The sequence below is a fragment of the Paenibacillus hamazuiensis genome, from assembly GCF_023276405.1.
Classification (GTDB): domain Bacteria; phylum Bacillota; class Bacilli; order Paenibacillales; family NBRC-103111; genus Paenibacillus_AF; species Paenibacillus_AF hamazuiensis.
Genome location: NZ_JALRMO010000001.1, coordinates 2227337 through 2251353, shown reverse-complemented (window position 1 = coordinate 2251353; position 24017 = coordinate 2227337). Strand labels below are relative to the sequence as shown.

Here is a 24017-nt window from a genome sequence, read left to right as displayed (position 1 = left end):
TTTAACGTTAATTAACTATTCCAAATCAAAACCCGAATCGGCGTCGGATTGTATGCGTTGCAAGGATTATTCAGCTGCGGGCAATTGCTGATCAGCGCCAGTGTACAGCACATCGACTGCAGCTCCACGTAGCAGCCCGGGGCGGAGACGCCGTCGGCAAACTCCAACCCCCCATCCGGAGTAACCGGCACATTCATAAAAAAGTTGATATTCGGCGCGAGGTCCCGCTTCGTATAGGCGCCCTCATAATTCGCCAGCTGCAGCATAAACGTGTCTCGGCAGTTGTGCATATGCAGCTTTTCATGCGCATAACGTACCGTGTTGCTCTGCGCCGAGCATGCTCCTCCGAGCGTGTCGTGGCGTCCGCACGTGTCGGCGACGATTTTCAGCAGCACTTTGCCCGATTCGGCGCGCAGCACCGATCCCGCCGTCAAGTAAATGTTGCCTTGACCGACGATCGTCGCCGCCGCACTGTAATGGTCATCCGGATTATCGGCATCGTAAAACAGCGTATCGGCGGCCTGATTGCCCTCCAGATCGACGATCCTCAGCACCTGGCCCGGCTGAAGCTCATGCGCCCAACCGTCCCCAGCGAGAATCGTTTGATCGAAAACCGCATCCTCCGCCTTCCGCGGGCTTTCCACTCTATTGAATACAGCCATGTCGGCTCCTCCTCGAAAATAAATTCCAGTCTCTTTCGCCAAATCCGATCCGGTCACACGCCCATCAGAGCGTAATACTCCCATGTATTTTCAAAAGCGCGCCGGTTTTCCGGGCGATAATTCACGCAGTAATCGGAGCTTTCCACCCCAGCTGCCGGAAGCACCTCCAGCAGAACCGGAACCGCAGGATATGCGTTTCGCGGATCGAGCGGATTCGGGGTGTTCGACAAGACGAGCAAAATGTCCATTTCGGTACGCAGCGTCACCGTTGAACCCGCCTTGCAATGATCTTCGCAAAAATGCATACAGCCGTCTTCGTCACAGTACACTTTGGAAAACAAATTGACGTTCGGCACCAGATCTTTTCGCCCCAGTCCGCAGCGGACAAGCTCGACGGCAAAGTTTTCCTGCCCGCTGCGCAGCCAGTCGTTACGCTGCTCCTGGTACCGCGTCGCCCCGTACTTGATATCCGTCGCCTCGCGGGTGCTGTACCCGCATATCGCGTCGTGCCACCCGAGGCTGTCCTCCGTGATGCTCGCCATCGCGCGGCCATTGTCGCTCATCAGCACATGGCCGCGGGTCAAATGCGACGTGTGCTGCGCCTTCAGTGTGTCCGGCATGTTGTAGCGCTCGGATAAGTCTCTGGCGTTATACATCAGCATCGATACGTTAGCGCCCGCCTCCAACGCCGTAAAACGCAGCAGCTTTCCTCTGCCGACAAACCCGGACCATTTGCCCCCGGGCCTCATGGTTGTCTTCCAGATCAAGTTCATCTTCCTCGCCTCCTGTTGGATAGAAAAATAAAAAGCCCGGGAGAGAAATCTCCCAGGCTTTTATCCTTCCGTGTTATACGTTCGGCTTCTCGCGTAATGTGAGCCGCCTTCCGTACGCCGTCTCTTGGACCAGACCTCGCGAATCATGTGATCTTATATATCACGTGATTCGCCAGCGGAACCCTAGACAGCTTTTTCGTCCTTACAAATTTTGCTCGAGGACTTATTTTCTTGTGACATAAAGTAACGTGATAACTGGAGTATAAAACAAAATCGAAAACCATGTCAATACTAATGTTACTTTTCATAACACAAATTCGGTTTTCGCGTAAAAAGTTTCATCTTCCGTCGCCCCTGCCGCATTCGATGCAATACCCGCCGGAAACCGGCAAGAGCAACGGTGCTTATCGATTTTATCGCCGTTCCACATCATCGCGGTTTTATTCATGCGTATCGTGCCTGTCTTTTGCCCAACTTTTTGCTCGCTCCAGAAGATTGCCGACAAATTCACCCTTTTCATCCGAGTATTTGAGCAGCGTTCCGGCTCCGTCTTTGACAATCCGCTTCTTCAATTCCCCGTATTGACGGGCTTCATCCGCATTTACGCGCAAGTAATCGCGAAGGATGAGATTGTTATTCCAGATCTCCCCCTTGTAGAGGACAACGTGGGCGTTAAAGTCATGTTCTCCTCTTTTGCGGAGGTACAGCCGCCCCGGAATACCCGCTTCGCCCAAGCTTTCGTATCCTGCCCCCACAAGCTTCCCGGCAATATCGCTGGCCTGGCTCCAATCCGAAACGCCGATCAATATGTCGATGATCGGTTTAGCGACGAGCCCCGGCACCGATGTGCTCCCGAAGTGCTCGATTGCGGCGACGCTGTCACCCACCGCATCCCGCAGCAATCGATACTCCTCCTGAAAAAGCTTCCCCCAGTGTGCCCGGTATTCCTCCAGATGGATCGATTCGTCTAATGTCATAACAAGACCTCCAGTCGAAACAACAACGGCGCACACCCTTCGGATGTGCGCCAGCTAGCTGCCTGCTTTAGATTATTCTCTTAACTCGCCGACCAGATCCGGAGGGGCTTCGCCCTTCAGTCCGGCTACGAGATTTTTGGCCGCTCTCATCGCCATATCGAACCGCGTCTTGGCGGTCGCCGAGCCGATATGCGGCAGCGTCACGACGTTCGGCATCGCAAGCAGCGGATTGTTAGGGTCCGTCGGCTCCTGCTCGAACACGTCGAGGCCGGCGCCGCGGATCAAACCTTCCTGCAGCGCTTCGATCAGCGCCCGCTCGTCGACCGTTTGGCCGCGCGATGCATTGATGAAGAAAGCCGTACGCTTCATCAGCTCAAAATGCTCCTTGCGGATGAGGCGCGTCGTCTCGCTTGTCAGCGGCGTCATCAGCACGACGAAATCGGATTCGCGCAGCAGCTGCTCCAACGCTCGGTAGCTGACACCCAGACGCTCCTCCATTTCCGGTTTGCGGCTGCGGTTATAATACAACACATCCATGTCGAAGCCGAATTTCGCCCGCTTGGCGATCGCTTCGCCGATCCGGCCCATGCCTATGATGCCGACCGTTGCATGGTGAACGTCAAGCCCGAACAGATCTTCATCCTTCAGCTTGCCTCTTTGCCATTTGCCTTGCTTGACGAGCTGGTCGAGCTCCGTCACACGGCGGGCCGAGGCGAGCATGAGCGCAAGGACAAGATCGGCGACGGTATCGTCGAGCACATGCGGCGTGTTCGTACCGAGCACGCCCCGCGCTTTCATCGCGGCGGTATCGAAGTTGTTGTAACCAACCGCGATATTGCTGGCTATGCGCAGCTTCGGAGCGTGCTGCAGCAGCTCCTCGTTGACGGCGATGCCTCCGCCCGTCGTGAGCAGCCCTTCGACATCGTGCAGAAAGGCAAGCTTCTGCTCGTGCGACAGCGTCCGGTCAGACGGCCAGCGGACGAGCTCAGCATGCTCGGCGATATATTGTTCCACCTCTTGCGGAATTTTGCTCGATATGAGCACCTTTGGCTTACTCATGGCTTCCCGCACCTACCTTCAGCTGAGAGGAATCGAGCACTTCATTCAGGCTGCCGGAACGGTAGCCTTTCAAATCCATCGTCACATACGAATAGCCGATCTCCTTCAGCTTCGCATGCACCGTATCGGCGACGGCCGCCAGCTCGGCGATATCCGAGGCGGGCACTTCGATCCGCGCGAGGTTTTCGTGCTGGCGAACACGCACCTGCTTAAAGCCGAGCTGGATCAGGAAGTCTTCCGCCTGGTCGATCATCGACAGCTTTTGCGCCGTAATCAGCTCGCCGTACGGGATACGCGAGGACAGGCAGGCGAACGACGGCTTATCCCACGTGCGCAGCCCGAATTTGCGCGACAGGTGGCGGATTTCGGCTTTCTTGATGCCGGCTTCGAGCAGCGGAGCGCGAACGCCCTTCTCGTGCGCGGCGGTCAGCCCCGGCCGGTGGTCGCCCAGATCGTCGGCGATGGCGCCGAAGACGACATGGTCGTAGCCGCGCTCGTTGGCGATCGGAATCAGATGATCGAACAGCGAGTTTTTGCAAAAATAGCAGCGGTTGGTCGGATTTTCCGCATAACCGGGAATCGCCAGCTCGCTTGTATGGATAACCTCGTGATGCGCGCCCAGCTCCTTCGCCAACGCAATCGCTTCTTCCCGCTCGCGGACCGGATACGTTTCCGAATCCGCGGTAATCGCCAGCACGTTGTCCTTGCCGAGGAATTCAAGCGCCGCCTTCAGCAGAAAGGCGCTGTCCACACCGCCGGAGAAAGCGACGACGACTTTGCCGAGCGACTGCAGCAGCTCTCCGAGTTTTTCGTACTTTTGTTCTATGTGATCCATCAAGATTCATCCTCCTGGGCTTCAGACAAGAAGTAATGTCATATTAAAGATTTGACATTGTCTATTATAGGGCTTTTTCGCTTCAGGAGAAAGAACTATATAAAAGGTAAGTACCCTGCCGGTATTAATCGGATTACAATAAAGACGTTATATCTTTGACCAACTGTTCGTCGTCAGGCGTCACTTTGCTGGAATAACGCCCGGCGATGGCGCCGTCTTTGCCGATCAGAAATTTTTCGAAATTCCACTGCACGTCGCCCGCAGGTTCCGCATGTTCGGTCAGGTAAGCGTAAAGCGGATGCTTGTCTTCCCCGAGAATGCGCACCTTATCGAACAACTCGAAGGTGACTCCATAGTTCAGACTGCAAAACTCCTTGATTTCCTCCAGCGTGCCCGGTTCCTGCCCGCCGAAGTCGTTGCACGGGAATGCGAGGATGCGGAAGCCGCGGTCTTTGTATGTGCGGTAAAGCTGCTCCAGTCCCTCATACTGGTTCGTAAACCCGCATTTCGATGCGACGTTGACGATCAGCAGCACCTGCCCCTCGAAATCCCACAGCGATTTGGGCTGCCCTTCGGCCGTTTTGACCTCAATATCATAGATGGACATGTAAAAAGCCTCCTTCGGATTTTGGCTTGGCATCAAGCTGTTTCCATTGTATCATTTGTTCGGCTTCGGGAAAACTTTGGAAAGATTGGTGCGTCATGCCCGAAGTTTGGTACAATGTAGATTAGCTGTCCTTAGTTCAGCGAACTAACGCACACCGAAAGAGGAGTTGCCATGAACGACACTCAAGCGATTCAAGATAAAATGCAGCGATCGATCCGCCTGCTCGAAGAGCGGTTTCTCGAGCGCGAGGAGCTGATCCGGCTCATTTTGCTCGGCGTCTTTGCCGGGGAAAACGTGCTGCTCGTCGGCCCTCCCGGTACGGCCAAATCGCAGCTCGCCCGCGCAGTTGCACAGCTGTTCGGCGGGCCATGGTTCGACTACCTGCTTACGCGGTTTACGACGCCGGACGAAATTTTCGGGCCCGTATCGCTGCAGCAGTTGAAAGAAGACCGATACGTCCGGCAAACCGACGGGTACTTGCCCGGAACGAGCTTTGCGTTTCTCGATGAAATTTTCAAAGCGAACAGTGCGATCTTAAACGCGCTGCTGTCGATTTTAAACGAGCGGATGTTCTTTAACGGCCGGGAAAAGCAGCAGGTGCCTCTGACGTTTCTGATAGCCGCCTCCAACGAGCTGCCGGAGGAAAACGAGCAGCTTGAGGCGCTGTACGACCGGTTTTTGCTGCGGTACGAGGTCGGCTTTCTGAAACAAATGTCGAGCTACGAGCAGCTGTTCGATTTACCTACGGAGGCGCTCCCTCCCCTTCTGTCGACCGGCGATCTGAACAAAATCCGCGAGGCTGCCGCCCAGGCGACCTTGCCGGAAAACATGATCTACATGCTGTTCCAGCTCAAGACGTCGCTCGAGGAGAAAGACTACCGCCTCTCCGACCGGCGCTGGAAAAAAATCGGCCATGTTTGGAAAACGTCCGCCGCGCTCAACGGGCGCGACAGCGTTTCCGTGTGGGATACCGTCTACACTCCGCATATGCTGTGGGATTTTCCGGAGGAGCTGGACACGATGCAGGAGCTGTACCACGCCGTGTTCCAGGATGCGCTGAAGAAGGAAGTCGAACGCGAGCTGCCGCTCCGCTCCTATGACCAGGTCGCCTCGAAATGGCTGGAAAAAGAAGACGAGCTGCATGCGTTCCAGTTTAAAAAAGAAGTCGGCGGCAAGATGAGTGCCGAAGCCGTGGAACATATGAAACATCTGACCGAGCACTGCCGGGACGAGCTGGAGGAAACCGCGCGCCAGCTGCGCAGCAAGCTCGTCGTCTGGCAGCAGCGGGAAAAAGATTTGCCGGGCTATATCCGCAACCAAAATTTCCTCGTCATGCATGCGGATCAATATGCGGTCAAATATACGCATCTGCGCATCCAGGGCGAGCGCATTTTGCAAACGATCCAAGGATTGTACCGTACGCTCTTCGACCGGGAAATTCCCGGCTTTCAATACGACTATACATTGTGAACGGCGCTGACGGCCGGAAAGGCGGTGCACACCGATGATTATCCGATGCGCGCGCATCGACCGTTACGTGTTCGACGGCTATGTTCATTCGTCCCGCATCGCCCAGGAATGGGTGCGTGAGGCGCAGGCGAAAACGCCGTGGTTTTCCGTCGAGTTAAGGCGCTGATGTGGCTGACGGACAGCTTCGAAGAGGAAGTGAAGCGGCGTAAAAAGGACGAGAAGCTGCTCACCGTCGGCATCGAAAGCCGCAAACCGCAGCAGGGTCAAGAGTCGCCGCAAGTGAGCGAGCATTTGTCGGAAAAGCAGCTCGAGAAGCTGAAGCTCGTCGGTTATACGCTGCAAATGGGAAAAAAAAACGTCGAGGAAAAGCAGGCCGCCCTCGATACGCGCCCTCTCGTCGCTGCGGAGATCCAAGCGCTCAAGGAACGCATCGCCTCTCTGCAGGAGGAAATGCGCACGGAGTTTATGAAGCGAGACAAGCTGCGGCAGAAGCTGAAAAAAGCGGAAGCCGAGCTCGACCAACGCGAAAAGCAGTTGGACCGCATGGACCGCCGCGAAAGCGAAGCGATGAAGGAGCTGGAGGAGCAGCTCGGTGATTGGCTGAACCGCTCGCTCAAGGAAACGCTCGCCAAAGAGGATGTCGAGAGCCTCAACGTGTTCGAGCTGCTGAAGGCCAGCCAGCAGGTTGCGAACCGCCGCTGGGGCAGCGATCTCGGCAAGCTGCACCGGCAGGAGCACGAGCGTTATATGCAGTGGGTCGAGAAGCTGCGGCGTCATCCCGAGCTCGTCTCGTTCCTGCAGGAGGTCGGCCGGAATGTCCAGCAGCTCCGCGCCAAACGCCGCCGCAGACGGTCGCCGCACATGCCGGAAGCCTATGACGACCTGCGCCAGTCCGGAGACATCAGCCATATGCTGCCCAGCGAAGCGAGCCTGCTCGCCGATCCGGACTACGAGGCTTATTTTACGGTCAAATGGCTGGAGCATAAGCTGCTCACCTACAACGTGTCCGGACGCACTTTCGAACCGCAAAAAGGCCCGGTCGTCTGCATGCTGGACACGTCGCATTCGATGCGAGGCGGCAAGCTGCGGCTCGCGCAAATTTTCACCGGCACGTTCGCTTCGTTCACGCTGCTGGAAAAACGCGACTTCGTGCTGCTGCTGTTCGGCGCCAAGGGCGAGCTCGTCGAGCGGCGCCTTTACTGGAAAAAGCCGGACTGGCCGGCTTTCTACGCTCTATCGCAAATGGCGTTCGGCGGCGGTACACACTTCGACGCGCCGATCAAACGCGGGATCGAAATCGTCGGCGCAAGCCCGGCATTCCGCGATGCCGATTTTGTCATGGTGACCGACGGGATCGGCCATATTTCTCCGCCCGTGCGGGAAATGCTCGGCGAGCTCGGACAGCGCAAGCAGGTGCGCCTCCATACGCTTATCGTCGGCAATCCGCGCCAGCATTTGGCGCAGAAATACGACATCCTCGGAGTATCGCATCATGTGCGGTTCGCCGCCACCTGGGAAGCGCAAAATCCCGAAAGCAGCGAGCTGCTGCTCGATGTATTTCGCAAGCCGGCGCAAAAACAGTCAACCGGAAAAACGCTGCATCAAAATCCCTAAGTTTCGCCGCCATCGACGTGAAAGGTCTGCCCGATAACAAAGGTGGAGTCGTCCGACGCTAAATATAAGTATACGGGCGCGATTTCAAACGGCTGGGCCGATCTTCTCATCGGACCGGCGGGATCTTCGGTCCCGTAATACATGTACCTTTCGGCAGGAAACGATGATGGAATGAGCGGCGTCCACGTTCGACCCGGGGCAACGGCATTGACCCGAATGCCCCGGTCAATCAAAGAAACCGCGAGCGACTTGGTAAAAGCGCTGACCGCTCCTTTAGTCGCCGAATAATCGAACAATCCCGGGTAGCCTTTTACCGCCGCTACCGAGCTCGTATTAATGATGGCGCTGCCCGGCTTTAAGTAAGGAAGAACTGCCTTGACAAAATAAAAACAGGAGAAAACATTTGTTCGAAACGTTTTCTCCAGCTGTTCGGCGGAAATTTGTCCGATGTCCGGCTGATAATGACTTTCTGCTGCGTTGTTGATCAGAATATCGATTCGTCCGAATTCGGATAACGTGGACCCTACGGCTTGCCGGCAAAATTCTTCATTACCGATGTCCCCGGCGATCGTCAGACAGCGGCGGCCGAGCCGGCGGATTCTTTCCTTCGTCTCCGCGGCATCCACGTGCTCATTTAAATAAACAACCGCGATGTCCGCACCTTCCAGAGCGAACAAATAGGCGACCGCACGCCCGATTCCGCTGTCCCCGCCTGTAACGATCGCCACTTTATCCTGCAGCTTTCCCGATCCGATTCGCCCCGGCAACTCCGAAACCGGTCGCGGTTGCATAATGGCCTCCACTCCCGGCTGCGAAGGCTGATACTGCGGCGGAAACTCAGCGGGAATATCTTCACATTTGATCTTGTGACCGTAATAGAAATTGGAATACATAAAGGTTCCTCCATTTCGGCTTCGCTACTTCCAGATTATTCTTCTCGCCGAAATAGGTGAACGCCCATAATTTCCAACTTTTAAAGTTCCAATTGCTCCCTGCTGTACTTGTTGTCCCAGACGAATTCGAGATCGAAGTTCGTCGTATCGTACGTGATCAACCTGTTTAAAACCGTACAAACAATTGCTGTAGGAATAGCAAAAACGATGCACCACAAAAACAGTTCGACGCCCGGAGCCATTCGCCTCAACTCCCTGCAAGCTTTTACTCCATTGTATGAAAGCGCTTCGCGGTTCATGTGTGCAACCGTCACATTTTTTTCAAAAAGACCAAGCATAACCGCTCTCGTTACGCCTGCCGGTACCATTCCGCTTGAGTACGGAACATGGCTGCGTATTCCCCGCCGGAGGCGAGCAGCGTTTCGTGCGTGCCCTCCTCCGCGATCCTCCCGTTTCGCAGTACGACGATCCGGTCCGCGAAACGCGCCCAGCCGAGTCGGTGCGATACGAACAGCGTCGTACGGCCTCGCGCCAGCTCGCGGAACGAGCGGTACAGCTCGGTCTCATGCTGCGGGTCAAGAGCCGCAGTCGGCTCATCGAGCACGAGCAGGCGCGGATTCCGCATCGCCGCCCGGGCGATCGCCAGCCGCTGCCACTGGCCGCCGCTCAGCTCCTGTCCGCCCTCCGATAGAAGTCCTACCGGCGCATCGAGTCCGCCCCGTCCTAATTCCAGCCCTGCGGCTCCGGATACATCCAAGGCCCGCCGAATCGCGGCATCGTTTCGAAAATCGTCCTGCTGCCCGAAAGCGACGTTATCGCGCAGCGTCGTTTCGTAGCGGACGAAATCCTGGAAAACAGCGGCCATGGAGCTCCGCAAAGAAGTCGGGTCCAGGTCGTTTATATCGGTGCCGTCCCAAGTAATTCGGCCTGAAGTCGGCCGGTACAGACCAAGCAGAAGCCGCACCAGCGTCGACTTCCCCGCTCCGTTCTCTCCGACAAGCGCGACCGTCTCACCCGGTTTCAGCTCCAGCCGTATGCCGCTCAGCACCGGTTCGTCCGCACCGCAGTAACGGTACGTTACGTCCTCGAACCGAATGAACCCTTCTTTTCCCGGGGGCAAAAAGCGGGACCGCTTATACACAGGAGATCGTTCGCTATCCGGATATGCTTTTAAAAACTCGACCAGATCGTATATTTTTCCGCTTTGGACATATATTTTTCCGAATGGAAACGCCATTTTGGACGAAACGGCGTACGCCTCGCGCATCGCTTGAAACACAACGACCATCGACCCGGCCGTGAAAACTCCCGTTTTCATATGCAGCGCCATCCATATCATTGCCGCAAACAATCCTGCGATCTGTATTGCCGACACAAACATGCCGCGCCGTATTTCCCTTCGCCTCGCGTCCATCCGCAGTCCGAGCGATCCACGCATCATGCCGCTCCATTTTTCAATGAGATAGTCAAGCGACCCGAACAGACGCATCTCCTTTACCGTTTCGGGTCGTGCTGCCATCCCGCGCAAATAATCGGACTGCCGCCCCGAGGTCGTCAAATCGCGGTTTAGCCTGCGAACGACGATGTCCGATTCCAGCCGGACGGCAAACGACAAGGCAAAGGCGACCGACAGCAGCAGACAGAGCAGCGGATGAATCAGCGAAACGGCGGCCAACAGGCCGAATAATTCAAAAGCCAGACGAATAAACGAGATCGCATTTTGCAGCACGCCGAACAAATCCGTACCCGCCACTGTTTCAGCCCTTTGCAGCCGGTCATAGTACAGCGGGTCGTCGAGTTTCTCAAGCGAGTCGGAGACGGCTCTTTGGTGCACCTCCGCTTGAATTTGCATGGAAGCTCTGTCCCGCAGTCTGGCATCGGCCATATTTTGACAAGCGGAAAGTATGACGCGCAGCAGGGCAATGCCGGTAAAAACGGCGAGAGGCGGCAATGCGGCTCGAACCGTCGCATTCCATTCCCCGCCTGCCGCTCCCTCCGCAAACAAGTTAACCAAATCTTTTTGCGCCGAATAACCCGGCACAAGCAGCACGCCGAGCAAAAGCGGGATACTCAGCCAAACCGACGTCAGAACCGGCATGCCTTTCCAAACCCGGCCCATAAGCGACACAACGCTTCGAACCGTTGATTCGCCTGAAGTTCGTCTCATCCGTTCACCTCGCTATATATTTGCAGCGCAGCCTAGCCCTTGTCTCTCTGCGGCGTAATCTTTAAAATCGGGCCAAGTTGTTTTATGGCTAATCTCCGTCCCTATTCCGTTCACGCATACCAGGAAGCCTGAAGCCTGAACATCCGGCAGTATTCGCCACCGCGCTCCATCAGTTCGCTATGCGTTCCTTCTTCAACAAGCCGGCCGCCTTTCAGCACAAAAATCTTGTCCATCAGCTTGGCCGCGCCAAGCCGATGAGTAACAAGCAGCGCCGACCGTCCTTCCGTCACCCGCAAAAACAGCTCGAACGCTTCCCTCTCGCTTTGCGGATCAAGGGCTGCCGTCGGCTCGTCGAAAAACACGAATTCCGCATTGCGCAGCAGCGCTCGCGCGGTCGCGATTTTTTGCCATTCCCCTCCGGAAGGTTCGATCCCGCCGAACGGCGGACCGAGCTGCGCATCCAAATCGCGGAGTCGGCTGCCTGCCGACCGAAGCGAGCCCTGCAGCTCCTCATCCCGATCAAGCGCGGACAAATCCCCGATTGCGACATTTTCCCGAAGCGTCACGTAAAGCCGCGTAAAATCCTGAAACACCGCGGACATACGCCTTCCGGCATCCCCGGCGGATCCCCTTTGCCGCTCAAAGGCCCAGTCGATGCTTCCGCCGTCCGGGGCATACATACCCGCCAGCAGCTTGACCAGCGTCGATTTGCCCGAGCCGTTTTCCCCGACCAGCGCTGCTCGGATCCCCTGAGGGATCGTCAAATTGACGCCGCATAACGTATCTTTTTCAGCGCCCGGATAACGATAACGAAGATCCCGCACTTGAAGCAGCATGCCCATTCCGAAGAGAGCGGCAGCGGTCGATTCGGCAGGCTTGAAGGTCCGCGTGCTTTCCGGCTCTTTATCTGTCGCCGGACGTATCGACGAATAGGAGAGTTCGTCATTATCGATTTCCTTAAGCTCCATATATTCGCGAAAATCAGCCCACCTCATATACTCCGTTCGCATCGTAACCGTATACCCGATCAGCCCGGGCAGCTGTGACCATAACAGCGTAAAGGCGATAAACAGCAAGGTGAACTGTCCGGCGGTAATCCCGCTTGCTCCCGGCAGCAGCACGATAAGAGCGACAAGCAGCCCGCCAAGCAGCGCCATCAGCAGCTCCGGAGCGATTTTTCGCAGTTCGGCGGTACGGACGGCATCCCACGATTCCTGCGATCGTTTTGCATGCAGTTCCGACCAACGGGACGCGAGCACAGGCCCCAGGCCGAACAGACGAATTTCTTGGGCGGCCTCGCGTTTGGTCATCAGATCGGCATAATATCGCAGCAGCCTGCGGGCAGCGGTCTGCTCCCGGTTTAATTGCTCGAGCCGTTCCGCCGACTTTCCGAAAAAGCGGATTTGCAGAAAGGCTGCGGCACATACGACCAAAACGGGAATCCAGTGACCGTATGCGAGGATAAGCGCAATCAATGCCGCCGCCTGCATGACAAGCTTCATCATTTGGCAGCCCGTATCGTAAATCCGATAAAGCGAAACATGAAACGCCCGTTCGCGGAGATTCTTCATCGCGGGATTTTCCAACGCGGCGAGCGGCAACCGCGCCGTTTTCCTCAGCAGAAGCCGCTGCTCCTCGAGCGAGCCGATTTCAATCAGCCGCGTCATCGCCATCGGGATCGGCACCATCCCGATGTTGTTTACGGCCATGAGCAGGGCAAGCCAGCCTGCCGCCGTTATGATCGGCCCGATCGGATCCGGCTCTGCCCAAGCCTGGACACGGTCGATCAATGTTTTAACCAGCCACAGCTCTCCCGGCACGATCGGGATGCTAATGAGCAGCGCCGCCGCCAATACGAGAACCGGCGCACGTTCGACCCGATATAAAATCGATGCCGCGTTTGCAAAACAACGGTTATACTCCCGGATATTCCACCACTCTCCCATTCCCCGTTATGGCTGCCGGTCCGATATATAACATCGCGCTCGCGGCAGCAGCATCCATAAAGATATAGAAATTTTTCCAAAAAGTATAGACTTATAATAAATCCAGATTTATAATACTATTATAGGGAGCTTGGAATAGCCCCCTCTTGTTAAAATCACCCAAAAATCAAAAGACACCGCGAGGGTGTCTTTTTTTTCGTTATCTCAGAGGACAATCTTCTCTTGTATCCTCCGGTTAACCCGCTCCCTTAACCCGAGCAGCCATTCGGCATCCTGCGGAAATTGATCGAAGGTGAGCGGCTCGGCCAGTCCCTCCTCCACCAGTCGGAGCGTCTCCTCGCGGCCGATCAGGCTCTCCAGCAGTCTTAAAGCGCGCAGATCCTGCAGCGCCTCGTAAAACACCTCCATGCGGATCGATTCGATCGGTCCGTCCTTTCCCGGATACACGAGAAAAGCGTCTCCGGAAGGAAAGGCGCAGCCCGCATCCGTCGTATGAAACGGATCGACGGACGATACGGAGTACTGCGTAAACCAGAAGTTATATCCCCAGTGTAAAAAGCCGGCTATATCGAATTTGTACAGCTGTACGCCGATTACCCGGTTGCGCGCGGACGGGAAAGCGAAAAACCGGTTGGACACTTTCCGAAACTGCGAGCAGCAGTAATACGTCCACAAAGGTTCAACGTTTCCCTGCAAAAACGGCGCGATCTTGTTGCTCGCAGGTATCGGCGTCGGCACGTCTCCTTGCTCGTAGAAGTCGTAGTCGGACAGCGCATCGATGATCGGGAAATCTTCCAGATGGCGGCGCACCGACTCTCTTGCGCTCCGGTACGACAGCAAATGCTCCTTATGCGGTTCGTCCGAAATATGGAAGAAACATCGCCGCTCAAGTCCGTTTTCCTTCAAAAATGCGACGAGCTCCGGCAAAAATGCGTCCAAAAACGCTTTGTAAGCATCGGAGGAAGCGTCGGTTTCCCAGCCGAATAGCTTTACGGGCTGTCCGTCCTCTGCAGCGACAATCTTGGGCGCGTGTTTGGCGCCCCACTGCGTGAACAGATGGGACATTTCCAAATAACGGATGCCGACCCGGCCGCACATCTCCACCCATCTTCGCAGCTTCCCGAAGCCAAACGAATACGACTCCCCGTTTTTGATCACATCGATGAGCTGCACGGTCGGCCTTTCCCCGCCGACTTTCGTATCGAGAGGCGGTGTAAACAACGGGGTAAGCAGCATGTTCACGCCATGCCGGGTAGCGGCGTCTGCGTATGCTTCCATCAGCCTCCAATGCTCTTCGCCGAAGACCTCGACGTTGTAATGGACGGCTAAACAATCCGCGTGAAACCATTCGGTGTGAATGAGCGTTTGATCCGGGAGCGCCGCAGGAAGCAGCGTCAGTTCGAACGCTGCTTCGCCGAGCAGCCGGCCGTCCTCCGCTTCGAACATGATGCGGATCGGATAAACGCCTTCCGGAATGCTGCCGCCGAGTTCGGCACCGACCCAAAGCGACCGCCATTGTCCGGGAACGGCGAGATGCCCTTCCGTCTCGGATACGGGCAGCAGCGGATCGGGAAACAAACCCGGCGCAGAGCGCAGAAGCGTCCCTTCGTATTCCGGGTACATCGGCAGCTCCGACGGCACCCATCCGACCGTCCGCACCGAAACGAACGGCTCGAGCCGAGATTCGACCTTTACTCGAACACCGCGAATCGTTCTGGTCACACCCTGAGCCCTGTAGGCTACCTGGAACGAATAGGTTTCGCCTGCAAGAGCCGTAGCCTGGCAAACCGGCTGCTCCGCAATATCCTCATCAGGAAATACTTTGCTGAGTGAACTCAGCGTTTTGGTTTCGATGGACGGTTCGGCCGACATGGTGGAGTCCTCCTTTTCCCTTTTAAAAGTTACATTCATTGTAACCTCGGGGGATGCAGTCTACAAGGCATTTATGCCGGTCCCCGAATTCGGGAACAATGGACATAAGCTGCAAAAGGAGGAAGCCCAGCATGGAACGATATGCGCTTTCAAACGAGATCATGATGGCGAGACTGGCCATTCCATCTCAAAACCCGCTGCCCGTCTTCATCGATACCGACACATCCAACGAAATCGACGATCCGTTTGCGATCGTTTACGCCTTGCTTTCCCCGGAAATTGATGCGTGCGGCATTGCATCCGCTCCCTTCCGCCACGAAAAATCCCGCAACCCTGCAGGCGGGATCGAAAAAAGCTGCCGGAGGATCAAGGAAATTTTATCGCTGCTCGGAAAAACCGGCGTCCCCGTCCACAAAGGCGCGTCATCGTTTCTTTTTTCAAGCGAAGCTCCCGTCCTCAGCGAGGCGTCGGAAGCCATAGCAAGCGCCGCGAGGCGGCAGCCTCCCGACGAGCCGCTTTATGTCGTCTCCATCGGCGCATTGACCAACATCGCCTCCGCCCTGCTGACGGATTCTAGAATCATAGACAAAATTGTAGTAATCTGGTTAGGAGGACACGCGTTTCATTGGCCGGACACGAAGGAATTCAACCTGCTTCAGGATCAGTCTGCCTTCGAGACGGTTATGGCCAGCGGCGTGCCGCTTATGATCGTCCCTTGTTTCGGCGCAGCTTCGCACCTGCAAACGACGCTGCCGGAAATACGGGAGCATGTCCTCCCTTGCGGAAAGCTTGGGCAATTTTTATACGATATCTATGTAAAATGCAGTTCGGATCATTTCGGATACGCCCGCGTGCTGTGGGATATGGCTCCTTTCGCTTTTTTGGCGAATCCCGAATGGACGCTTCACCGGCTCGCCCATTGTCCGCGGCTTACCCGGGATTTGCGCTGGTCAACACACGATAAAACGAGGTTGGTCCGCTACATTTATCATATTGACCGCAATGCGGTGTTCACTGATTTATTCCGTAAAATTCGCCGATTCAGCGGAAGTTAGTTTTTTTACATGGAGAGAGGGAACGATGACAATGCTTCGCAACAGCGATATAGAAATTGCGCCTGACAATTTGGAATTATGGAAAACCGACCGTGATTTGAGGCAATTTGTGCCGATGCAGAATAAGATCGAGCTGGTCAGCCTGGATATTTTCGATACCCTTCTGTTTCGCAAATGCATGTCTCCCGGAAAAGTCTTTAACCGCATGTGGGAAAAAGCGGCCTCGCGTTCCGCTTCGCTCCCTCCCCTGAATGCCGACGAATTCGCCAAACTCCGGATTGACGCGGAACATACGGCCAGGGATTTAAAATGGGCGCGCGAACGCAGCTCCGAAGTGTCGCTTCGTGAAATTTACGAGCAAATGCCCGGTTCCATCGGAAATACCAATATGTGGTTCGACCTTGAGATAGAAACCGAAAGCGAAATGTGCTATCTGAATCCGAATGCCGCCTCCTTGGTCAATTGGTGCAAACGGCACGGCAAACGGGTTGCGCTGCTGTCCGATATGTACTTGCCGTCATCCGCTATTCGGAGCATCCTTCGTTCCGCAGGGCTGAACGCAGACGAGTCGATCGATGTATTGCTCGTATCGTGCGAGGAGAACGGCGACAAGCGATCAGGGTATTTATTCGACCGTTTGCTGGCTAAGTTTCCCGGCATCTCCCGTGCCGCTATCGTACATATCGGGGACAGCACGTACGCCGACATAGATGGCGCGCGTTCGCGAAACATTCCCTGCATTCATTATCAGGTCGTTCCGGAAAATTTCGACAGTCCCTTTCATTGGGAATTTATTCGCCACGGAAGCGTGCTGCCGAACATCAAATCGATCCGTAAGCTGGCGGGCTGTTCCTTGCATAAAGAGGAGTATACCGGGGAGGAAGCTTACTTCCATCATATGGGGGCGTCCTTGTTCGGGCCGTTTCTGCACGATCTTTGCGAATGGGCCGTCGACGAATGCATCCGGAGCGGCAGATCCTCCATCCATCCACTGATGAGGGAAGGTTACCTGCTTGGTCCGATGCTGGAGCGCGTCGTGCGGCAGCGGGGCCTATCCCTTGAGGTTAAACCGCTCTACGTGTCGAGACAGGCGTTGTACTTGCCTTCTTTGGAGCAATTCGGGGTCCTGGAGCTGGATGAGCTGCTGCAAAGAAGCGAGATTTCAGCAAATGACGTTTTTCATGCGTTACAATTGGAGATGGCGGAGTTTGCTCGGCTGTCCGGCGTTTCCGAAGAGCTGCTGCGGACGCCGCTTTCGGACCACCCCGAGCTTCGAAAGCAGCTAGCGGACTATCTCGGACAATCCGCCCAACTCGAGCAAGTCCGACGGAATGCCCGCAGCCAACGTGAGCTGCTTATGCGGTATTTGGTTCAGGAGTGCGGCCCTTCCCCGGCTCTTGTCACATTGGATATCGGGTTTAACGGGACCATTCAAACGGCGTTGGACCGCATTTTTCGGCTGACCGGTCAGCCGTACGCCCCCATCCATCTGCTGGCCGTAGGTTCTTCGGCAATCAGCCGCACCGTACTAAGCGGTCACGATGTGCGCTGCTATATGACCGACTCCGGCGAAAACGCGGATCTGGCCAAGACGCTGGCGCGAACTCCCGCCTTTTTGGAGGAGCTGTCCATGGGGACGTTCGGCACGACGCTGGGCTACAAGCCGGACAACGCCGGTGCCGTTCGGCCCGAACTGGCCGTTCTGCGACACAAATCGCATGACTTTGCGTTAAAGGAAGCTTGCCAACGCGGGATATTCGCATTCCAGCTGTACCTGGACTATTTCCGGAAGCGCATCGATCCGAACGTCCCGAAAAACCGGCGGCAGTGGGTGCTGCCGTTTCACCGGCTGATTGACATGCCGACTCCGAAGGAAGCGCAGCTTCTGGGCGATCTGACGCATCAAGACAATCATTTCGGGGAAGTGTCTCTCCCGATTTGCCCGTCTTTTCCACAAAGCTATTTCGAGCATGGCGGCGATTATTTTATGGACTTTTGCAACTTGGCGCCATCGGTGATCAATGCATTTTGGCCGCAAGGGATTGTGACCCGCGACTTACCTTATTACAGGTTCAACTATTTTTCGCGTTTGCAGGATGCGTTCGGACGAAAGACGATGCTCGCCAACCTGATGCTGCGAATCAAACAAAACCGGGCAAGCATCGTTCATGTCGCAGGCTCCGGCGGAATAGCGGATGAAATCATCCAAACCGCCTATTTTCACGGCATCGACGTCCGTTATTTGATCGGATCCGGCCGTACCGAACGGGACCGTCCGTGGGGCAGCTTCCGGTACGGCACGATTGACGAAGCCGGAGATTCCGGAATCCATCACTATGTGATCGCTTCGCTTGAGCGGCCGGATGCGATCATACAATCGATACTGGCTCAATATGCGGAAGCCAATGTTGAGCCGACAATTTATCCGATACTTCCGGGCGGCGATCTAGGGAAGGTGTGAGTTTCCGGCCGGCTCAGTAAGGTACGCCGTCCTCTTCCTCCGCCTTGCTGCGGATGCGCTCCACCGCCTGCTCCAGCGTCTCGGGCTGGGCAAGCTCTACCGGGGAAACGGCGCGATCGAACATCAGCGAGTCGCCTTCGATCAGGACGACGTAACGTCCCCCTTCGCGGGCGATGTGCACCCGGTCGCCGTAATCCGCGAGCAGGCCGCGAACGGTAATGTGCCCGAGCTTCAGCTTCAGCTCGAGATCCGGCTTCTGCTCGATAAGCGGGGCGGCCGCCTCGACAACCTGCTGAGGGGTCCATTTGTGCTGAAGCTCGCGCTCCTCGCTGTAGGCCCACAGCTCGAGATCCTGCTCCTCCTGCTGCCGCAGCGGGCTTTCCGGCTCGTATTTCTCCTCGATATATTGCTGCACCATCTGCACGACCCGGTCGTTCATGATTTCCGGTATCGATTTTTCATATTCGACGAATTTCAAAAAGTCCTCAAAATATTTTGCATGGGACGACTGATGAATCTTCAGCTCCCACGGCTCGACCATGCCCGCCTCCGGCATGTGCGGATACATGATCGACTTCATATTTTTCGCGCTGATCGCCATTTCGACTTGATGGAGCAGACTGCGCTCGTCGGTGATGCGGGCGATTTTTTGCTCGAAATCGCATTTCATCAGGAAAACGAACCGCTCGTCCGTATACTTCGGCAGCTTCGCCCTGGCGATAAACAAGGCGCCTCCCCGTATTGCGCTGGCATCCATATACGCCCGCAGCATATCGTCGGCAAAGTTCAAAAATTGCTCCTTCGTTTCGGCTTCGCGCAGCCGATTGAACTGGTTGTAGTTCGGATTGCTGTCCACATCGTAGCCTGCCTCAACGATAAAACGGCCGATTTTCGTCGGCACCTGCTCCGCCCGCGGATTGCGTTCGGCCTTTCGCTTTGCGATTTTCGCCAACTCGCCGTCCAGGAACGAGCTCAGCTCGCTCTCCTCGTATCCGCTCTCGTCCAGCGTTTGAAAATGCTTATAATGCTTGCTTTCGTCACCTTCGGTTTGAATGACAAAAAAAGACAAATATTCCACTGTAAAATCCATGCTGCAGCTCCTTGTTCCATATGTCGAAGGTAACTTATTCGATGCGCGGAGGCATAATCCTGCCGAACAAACGATTTTGGAAAAAAAGGAGCCAGCCGCTGTCTATTCCTGTATAATTCAGGAAAAGGATAAACAGAACTTAAGCGGGAGGAATGCGAGTGAAAACCGAAGTGCGATTGGTAAGCCCAACCGTAGAGCTTGAAGCCGAATATTTGGCGTTTTACAGGGAATGGATGATCAGCGGCGAAGATGTGGTGCCGTGGGTGGTCGGCAAAGACCCGACGGATTTTGCGGGCATGGTCCGATTTCTATCGGATCGCGAAAAAGCGGAAAGCAGCATCGCCGGATGGGTTCCGGATTCTACCTATTGGCTCGTCACCGAAGAAAACGCGATCGTCGGTGCGGTAAATATCCGGCACCGGCTTACGGAAAAATTGTTCCAATGCGGCGGACATATCGGCTACGGGATCCGCCCTTCGATGCGGAGAAAAGGCTATGCGACCCGGCTGCTTGCTTTGTCCCTGGAAAAAGCGAAGCAGCTCGGCATTCGCAAAGCACTGGTCGTATGCGACGAAACCAATATCGCGTCGGAAAAAACGATCTTGAAAAACGGCGGCGTACCGGACGCACCTTTCACCGAGGAAAACGGAAACGTGGTCAAGCGGTTTTGGATCGAGCTTTAGCGCGCCCGGCTTAAGCCGCCTTACAGCTTTTCCGCCGCTTGCAGCACCCGCTCGTAATAGTGCGTCGAATGCGGAACGAAATCCGCCATCGTCACGGAGCGGCTCTCGCCGAGCAGCGTACCCTCCGGTGTCAATACGGCTCCATTCGCCATGACGCGGTCGGTTCGACCGTGCAGCAGCTCGCGAAACGACTGTAAATTCACGCGGAATAATCCGGCCACCTCGTCCTGTTGAACCCGGTAGATGTGCAGCGGCCCGTCGAAGCGGTACATAAACACATGGAAAAATTCGCGGTCGATCAAACCGTTCTGCAGAAAATTTTCCTCCGCAACGATGCCGCAATCGTGCAGCTGCTCAAAAGGAACGGCAAGCCCGAGTTCCTCCTCCAGCTCGCGGGCCCCGTCCGCAGCCTCTTCTCCGGCAAGCAAATGACCTGCGGACGAAATATCCAGCAGGCCTGGAAACGTATCTTTTTCATGGTGGCGAAGCTGGAACAACAGCTCGCGATCCGCCCCGCTACCGCTGACGATCCAGCAGTGGAACGTCCGGTGCCACAGCCCTTTGGCGTGCGCTTCGCCGCGTGGGGCGATGCCCACATGATTCAGCTGCGCATCGTAAATATCAAGAAGCTCGTCCTCTTTTCCCATGTTTGCCCGTCCCTTCTTCTTCCATTGCAATTGTACACCAAAATGATCCAACTTCATATGCTGGAACAAATCCCCCAGAAGTGAAGTAATCCTCTGTAGCCTATTCCGATTACTTCTGGGGGAGCCCCCGGTTATCCACAAAATTGGCCTCACATAATTTCCTATACAACAAGAAAAACGCCGAGCCGCAGCCGCTTTACAAGCGACGCGAATCGGCGTTATTTTCCGCAAACTACCCTTTGATCACTCCGCAAGCGATGCGGCTTCCGGAATTTCCGGCAGGGTCGGTGATGTAATCGTCGGCTTTTTCATGAATAACCAGCGAGGTCCCTTCGGACTTCAGCAGCGAATTCGGCTTTCCTTTTTGCAGCGTAACCAGCTTGGTCACAAACTCCGTCTTCGCCTTGCCGGACGCATCCGCCATAAGGTTAGGCATGTCTCCCATGTGCGGTCCTTCCGGAGTCAGGAATCCGTGTTTTTTGCCGGACGGATTGAAATGATCACCCGCCGATTTAAAATCCGGCGCTTCGCATTTGCCGATTTGGTGAAAATGGATGCCGTGCTCTCCCGGAGTAAGTCCGGCTGCCTCCACGCTGACCTTGAGCCCGTCTGCGAGCTGCGTCAACACGGCGGTGCCAAGCTTCTCTCCTTTGGCGTTTCGGATTTCGACCTGTACCGGCGCGGCCGTTTCGGACGAAGTCTTTTCGGAAGTTTTGTCAGCCGCGTTTTCCGCAGACGAATCCAGACCATGGCTTTCGTGGTTTTCCCCGGTCACGGCTTCCGGCACTTTGTTCATCGTCGGCGCCGCCTTATCGAAACAGCCGGTCAGCGAAACGGCGGTTATTGTCAGCACCGCAGCCCAATACATGTTTGATTTCAAGCAAAAAACCTCCCTCACAATTTAGCTGTCAGTAGCTCATTGTTTCCAAAAGGGAGGCATGTAAACCTTGTTTTACGTTCGTTTAAAAGGATTTTTCCATTCCATAAGCAAAGCGTGGTTGAGCGATTCCTCGTCTTCCAAATAACCGGGGACGATCTGCACCGGCGTGCGCCCGCAGCGGAGCAAGAAGCTGATGACCGGGTCCTTGAGCGTCCCCTCCAACACCGCTTGAACGTATTGTTCGGCGCTCATATGATCGGCATATTTATGGAATCCGGGCATTCTTCCGCCGCCAAGCAGCCTCTCGACACCGAGCTGCACGACGACCTCGTACATCGACAGCATGAGCCATTTGCCGAGTCCCAGCTTACGGTACGCAGGGAGCGCACAGATGTCGACGATATACAGCGTGTTGCCGTCCGGACGGTGGTTGGTTATGTATCCTCCGTCGGTTATTTCCACCCATGTATGCTGAGCATGCTCAGGGTCGAAGTCGACGAGCAGCGCCGTGATCGAAGCGACCGGACGTCCATCCATCTCGACGCATAGCGCTCCTTGAGGGAACAACGTGATGTGGTTGGTCAGCTGCTCCTCGTTCCACCACAGCTCCGAAGGGAATGGCGGCGGGAAGCTCATCTTTTGGATATCGATCAGCGCCGCAAAATCGTCCCGGGTATAGCTGCGGATGACGGCCTTCTCCGGAGTGTCTCCGTTAAACACGTATTGCTCTTTTCGGTACAAAACGAGCTCGCCCCCCTTCCGTTAAAGTTAGCTCCAATCCGCATACAGATCGGTGCGGCGGTCGCGCCACGTCGTCACAGAGCCTTTTTCCCTCACCTGATAAAGCAGGTCCAAATCCAGATCGGCGGTAATGACCATATCGTCGTTAATTTCTCCGGCAGCCAGGATGCCCCCCGGCGGGAACGGAATGTCGTTCGGCGTAATAACGGCCGCTTGCCCGTAGTTCGCTCTCATGAAATCGACGGTCGGCAGCGAACCGACGGTCCCGGTCGTCACGACGTAAACCTGGTTTTCGATCGTCCGCGCATGGCAGGTGTAGCGGACCCGATGGAAGCCGTGCTTATCGTCCGTACAAGACGGGCAGAAAATGATGTCGGCGCCGCGAGCCTTCGCCATCCGGACGATTTCCGGAAATTCGATGTCGTAGCAAATCAGCATGGCCACGGTCCCTTTCGCGGTCTGAAACACGTGCAGCTTGTCGCCGGCCGCCATGCTCCATTCCTTGACCTCCGTCGGCGTAATGTGCAGCTTGCGCTGCTCGGCTACGGTGCCGTCCGGATAAAACAGAAACGCCGTATTGTACAGCCTGCCGTTCTCGTAAATAATATGAGTGCCGCCGATAATGTGTATCCCCGTGCTGCGGGCAAGACCGGTAAACAGCTCCTTGTATTCGTCCGTGAACCGAGGAAGCTCGTTTATGGTCAGCGCTTCTCCGTCTGCGCCCCCGATGGACATAAGCTGAGTCGTAAACAGCTCGGGGAAAAGCACGAAATCCGCTTCAAACTCTGCGGCGGTTTTGACATAATGCGTAACTTGATCGGCAAACTGCCGAAAACCGGAAATGGTGTGCAGATGATACTGTACGGCGGAAACTCTTACTTTCATCTCGTTCTCTCCTGTTCAAAAAATACGATATGCGGTTTTTTCATAATCCATGTCGTCATGCAGCGCTTTCCCTGCACGTTCACCGTTTTGAGCGGCTCGAGCAGCGTTCCGTACAGCTTTTCGGTCAGACGCAGCAGTTGATCTTCGTTCACCAGAAACCGTTCGCTGCCGTCCGGGAGCTTGTACCGCTGCCCGGATATGCGTTCGATCGACGCCTCGATGCCGATGCTGGACGCAAGCCGTGCGAAAAAGAGGCCTCCCGGCTTGAGCACCCGCCACAGCTCGGTCACCATTTGCCGGAAATGATCTTCGTCCTCGGCAAAATGCAGCACTGCATTCGCGATCACGAAGTCGAAGCTGTCATTGGTGTAGCTCAGCTTTTCCAAAGGCTCCACGGCGAAGCGGTCCTCCGGCAGATGCGGCGCCAGCCGTGACGCCAGCTCTTTGACCGCTTCTATGGCCGACTCCGAGCGGTCCACCGCATAGACGTCATATCCGTTTCTTAAAAAATATACCAGATTGCGGCCTTCGCCGCATCCGGCATCGAGCAGCGTCATGTCCGGGGCGATTCTCCCCTTCAGCAGCTGATCGAACAAATAGATGTCGATATCTCCGAACTGTTCACGCAAATCCATCGCGTTCATCCTTTTTGCGGCCATATATTATGATTAAAGTCCGTTCCTTATTATACCATAAAGTA

At 55.6% G+C, this 24017-nt stretch carries 21 protein-coding genes, 1 pseudogene and 1 riboswitch; of the genes and pseudogenes, 5 read left to right on the top strand and 17 right to left on the bottom strand.

The annotated features are described in order from the left end of the window. Positions 1–11: 11 nt before the first annotated feature. From MYS68_RS09895 to MYS68_RS09870, 6 genes are all read right to left on the bottom strand, one after another. Positions 12–662 carry an urea amidolyase associated protein UAAP2 gene (locus MYS68_RS09895; RefSeq protein ID WP_248925683.1) on the bottom strand — a complete coding sequence of 217 codons (651 nt, stop codon included), beginning with the start codon at positions 660–662 and terminating at the stop codon, positions 12–14. Positions 663–715: 53 nt separating this feature from the next. Then, positions 716–1435: an urea amidolyase associated protein UAAP1 gene (locus tag MYS68_RS09890; RefSeq protein WP_248925682.1), complete on the bottom strand. Its 720-nt coding sequence runs from the start codon at positions 1433–1435 to the stop codon at positions 716–718. A gap of 47 nt (positions 1436–1482) precedes the next feature. Further along, a riboswitch (guanidine-I (ykkC/yxkD leader) is annotated at positions 1483–1633 on the bottom strand. Between the two features lie 242 nt (positions 1634–1875). Then, positions 1876–2412: a GrpB family protein gene (locus MYS68_RS09885; protein ID WP_248925681.1), complete on the bottom strand. Its 537-nt coding sequence runs from the start codon at positions 2410–2412 to the stop codon at positions 1876–1878. Positions 2413–2484: 72 nt separating this feature from the next. Further along, positions 2485–3471, bottom strand: a complete 987-nt coding sequence (locus tag MYS68_RS09880) for a 2-hydroxyacid dehydrogenase (RefSeq protein ID WP_248925680.1) — start codon at positions 3469–3471, stop codon at positions 2485–2487. Beyond that, positions 3464–4306, bottom strand: a complete 843-nt coding sequence (gene larE / locus MYS68_RS09875; protein ID WP_248925679.1) for an ATP-dependent sacrificial sulfur transferase LarE — start codon at positions 4304–4306, stop codon at positions 3464–3466. Before larE ends, MYS68_RS09880 begins: the two co-directional genes overlap by 8 nt. Before the next feature lie 133 nt (positions 4307–4439). After that, the gene (locus MYS68_RS09870; protein ID WP_248925678.1) at positions 4440–4913 is read right to left on the bottom strand and encodes a glutathione peroxidase; all 474 of its coding nucleotides are present in this window, start codon (positions 4911–4913) and stop codon (positions 4440–4442) included. A 171-nt stretch (positions 4914–5084) separates the two neighbouring features. On the opposite strand from MYS68_RS09870, the gene MYS68_RS09865 reads away from it, so the two are divergent. Both MYS68_RS09865 and MYS68_RS09860 read left to right on the top strand, forming a co-directional pair. Next, positions 5085–6383 (top strand): AAA family ATPase, encoded by a 1299-nt coding sequence (locus MYS68_RS09865; protein WP_248925677.1) that lies wholly within the window; start codon positions 5085–5087, stop codon positions 6381–6383. Between the two features lie 34 nt (positions 6384–6417). Next, a pseudogene (locus MYS68_RS09860) lies at positions 6418–7997 on the top strand (hypothetical protein). Here the strand turns inward: MYS68_RS09860 and MYS68_RS09855 are convergent. From MYS68_RS09855 to MYS68_RS09835, 5 genes are all read right to left on the bottom strand, one after another. Then, on the bottom strand, positions 7994–8890 hold the full coding sequence (locus tag MYS68_RS09855; RefSeq protein WP_248925676.1) for an SDR family oxidoreductase: 897 nt from the start codon (positions 8888–8890) through the stop codon (positions 7994–7996). The pseudogene MYS68_RS09860 and the gene MYS68_RS09855 overlap by 4 nt on opposite strands. A gap of 80 nt (positions 8891–8970) precedes the next feature. Then, on the bottom strand, positions 8971–9132 hold the full coding sequence (locus MYS68_RS09850) for a hypothetical protein (protein ID WP_248925675.1): 162 nt from the start codon (positions 9130–9132) through the stop codon (positions 8971–8973). Between the two features lie 107 nt (positions 9133–9239). Beyond that, on the bottom strand, positions 9240–11057 hold the full coding sequence (locus tag MYS68_RS09845; protein ID WP_248925674.1) for an ABC transporter ATP-binding protein: 1818 nt from the start codon (positions 11055–11057) through the stop codon (positions 9240–9242). Positions 11058–11167: 110 nt separating this feature from the next. Then, entirely contained in the window at positions 11168–13003 is a 1836-nt protein-coding gene (locus MYS68_RS09840; protein WP_248925673.1) for an ATP-binding cassette domain-containing protein, read from the bottom strand. A gap of 204 nt (positions 13004–13207) precedes the next feature. After that, positions 13208–14875 (bottom strand): DUF4091 domain-containing protein, encoded by a 1668-nt coding sequence (locus tag MYS68_RS09835; RefSeq protein WP_248925672.1) that lies wholly within the window; start codon positions 14873–14875, stop codon positions 13208–13210. Between the two features lie 131 nt (positions 14876–15006). Here MYS68_RS09835 and MYS68_RS09830 point away from each other — a divergent pair, with 131 nt between their 5' ends. Continuing rightward, positions 15007–15930, top strand: a complete 924-nt coding sequence (locus tag MYS68_RS09830; RefSeq protein ID WP_248925671.1) for a nucleoside hydrolase — start codon at positions 15007–15009, stop codon at positions 15928–15930. A gap of 25 nt (positions 15931–15955) precedes the next feature. Next, positions 15956–18391 carry an HAD family hydrolase gene (locus MYS68_RS09825; protein WP_248925670.1) on the top strand — a complete coding sequence of 812 codons (2436 nt, stop codon included), beginning with the start codon at positions 15956–15958 and terminating at the stop codon, positions 18389–18391. A 13-nt stretch (positions 18392–18404) separates the two neighbouring features. Here MYS68_RS09825 and MYS68_RS09820 read toward each other — a convergent pair whose 3' ends face one another. Beyond that, a complete protein-coding gene (locus MYS68_RS09820; RefSeq protein WP_248925669.1) occupies positions 18405–19481 on the bottom strand; it encodes a DUF3900 domain-containing protein in 1077 nt (358 codons plus the stop codon). Between the two features lie 158 nt (positions 19482–19639). Here MYS68_RS09820 and MYS68_RS09815 point away from each other — a divergent pair, with 158 nt between their 5' ends. Continuing rightward, entirely contained in the window at positions 19640–20164 is a 525-nt protein-coding gene (locus tag MYS68_RS09815) for a GNAT family N-acetyltransferase (RefSeq protein ID WP_248925668.1), read from the top strand. A 20-nt stretch (positions 20165–20184) separates the two neighbouring features. On the opposite strand, the gene MYS68_RS09810 is transcribed toward MYS68_RS09815, so the two are convergent. The 5 genes from MYS68_RS09810 to MYS68_RS09790 all read right to left on the bottom strand — a co-directional run bounded on the left by MYS68_RS09810 (position 20185) and on the right by MYS68_RS09790 (position 23952). Beyond that, positions 20185–20811, bottom strand: a complete 627-nt coding sequence (locus MYS68_RS09810) for an NUDIX hydrolase (RefSeq protein WP_248925667.1) — start codon at positions 20809–20811, stop codon at positions 20185–20187. A 232-nt stretch (positions 20812–21043) separates the two neighbouring features. Then, entirely contained in the window at positions 21044–21691 is a 648-nt protein-coding gene (locus tag MYS68_RS09805) for a superoxide dismutase family protein (RefSeq protein WP_248925666.1), read from the bottom strand. Positions 21692–21763: 72 nt separating this feature from the next. Next, positions 21764–22432 carry a GNAT family N-acetyltransferase gene (locus MYS68_RS09800; RefSeq protein ID WP_248925665.1) on the bottom strand — a complete coding sequence of 223 codons (669 nt, stop codon included), beginning with the start codon at positions 22430–22432 and terminating at the stop codon, positions 21764–21766. A gap of 27 nt (positions 22433–22459) precedes the next feature. Further along, a complete protein-coding gene (locus MYS68_RS09795) occupies positions 22460–23317 on the bottom strand; it encodes a carbon-nitrogen hydrolase family protein (RefSeq protein WP_248925664.1) in 858 nt (285 codons plus the stop codon). After that, positions 23314–23952 carry a class I SAM-dependent methyltransferase gene (locus MYS68_RS09790; protein ID WP_248925663.1) on the bottom strand — a complete coding sequence of 213 codons (639 nt, stop codon included), beginning with the start codon at positions 23950–23952 and terminating at the stop codon, positions 23314–23316. Before MYS68_RS09790 ends, MYS68_RS09795 begins: the two co-directional genes overlap by 4 nt. Between the last annotated feature and the right edge of the window lie 65 nt (positions 23953–24017).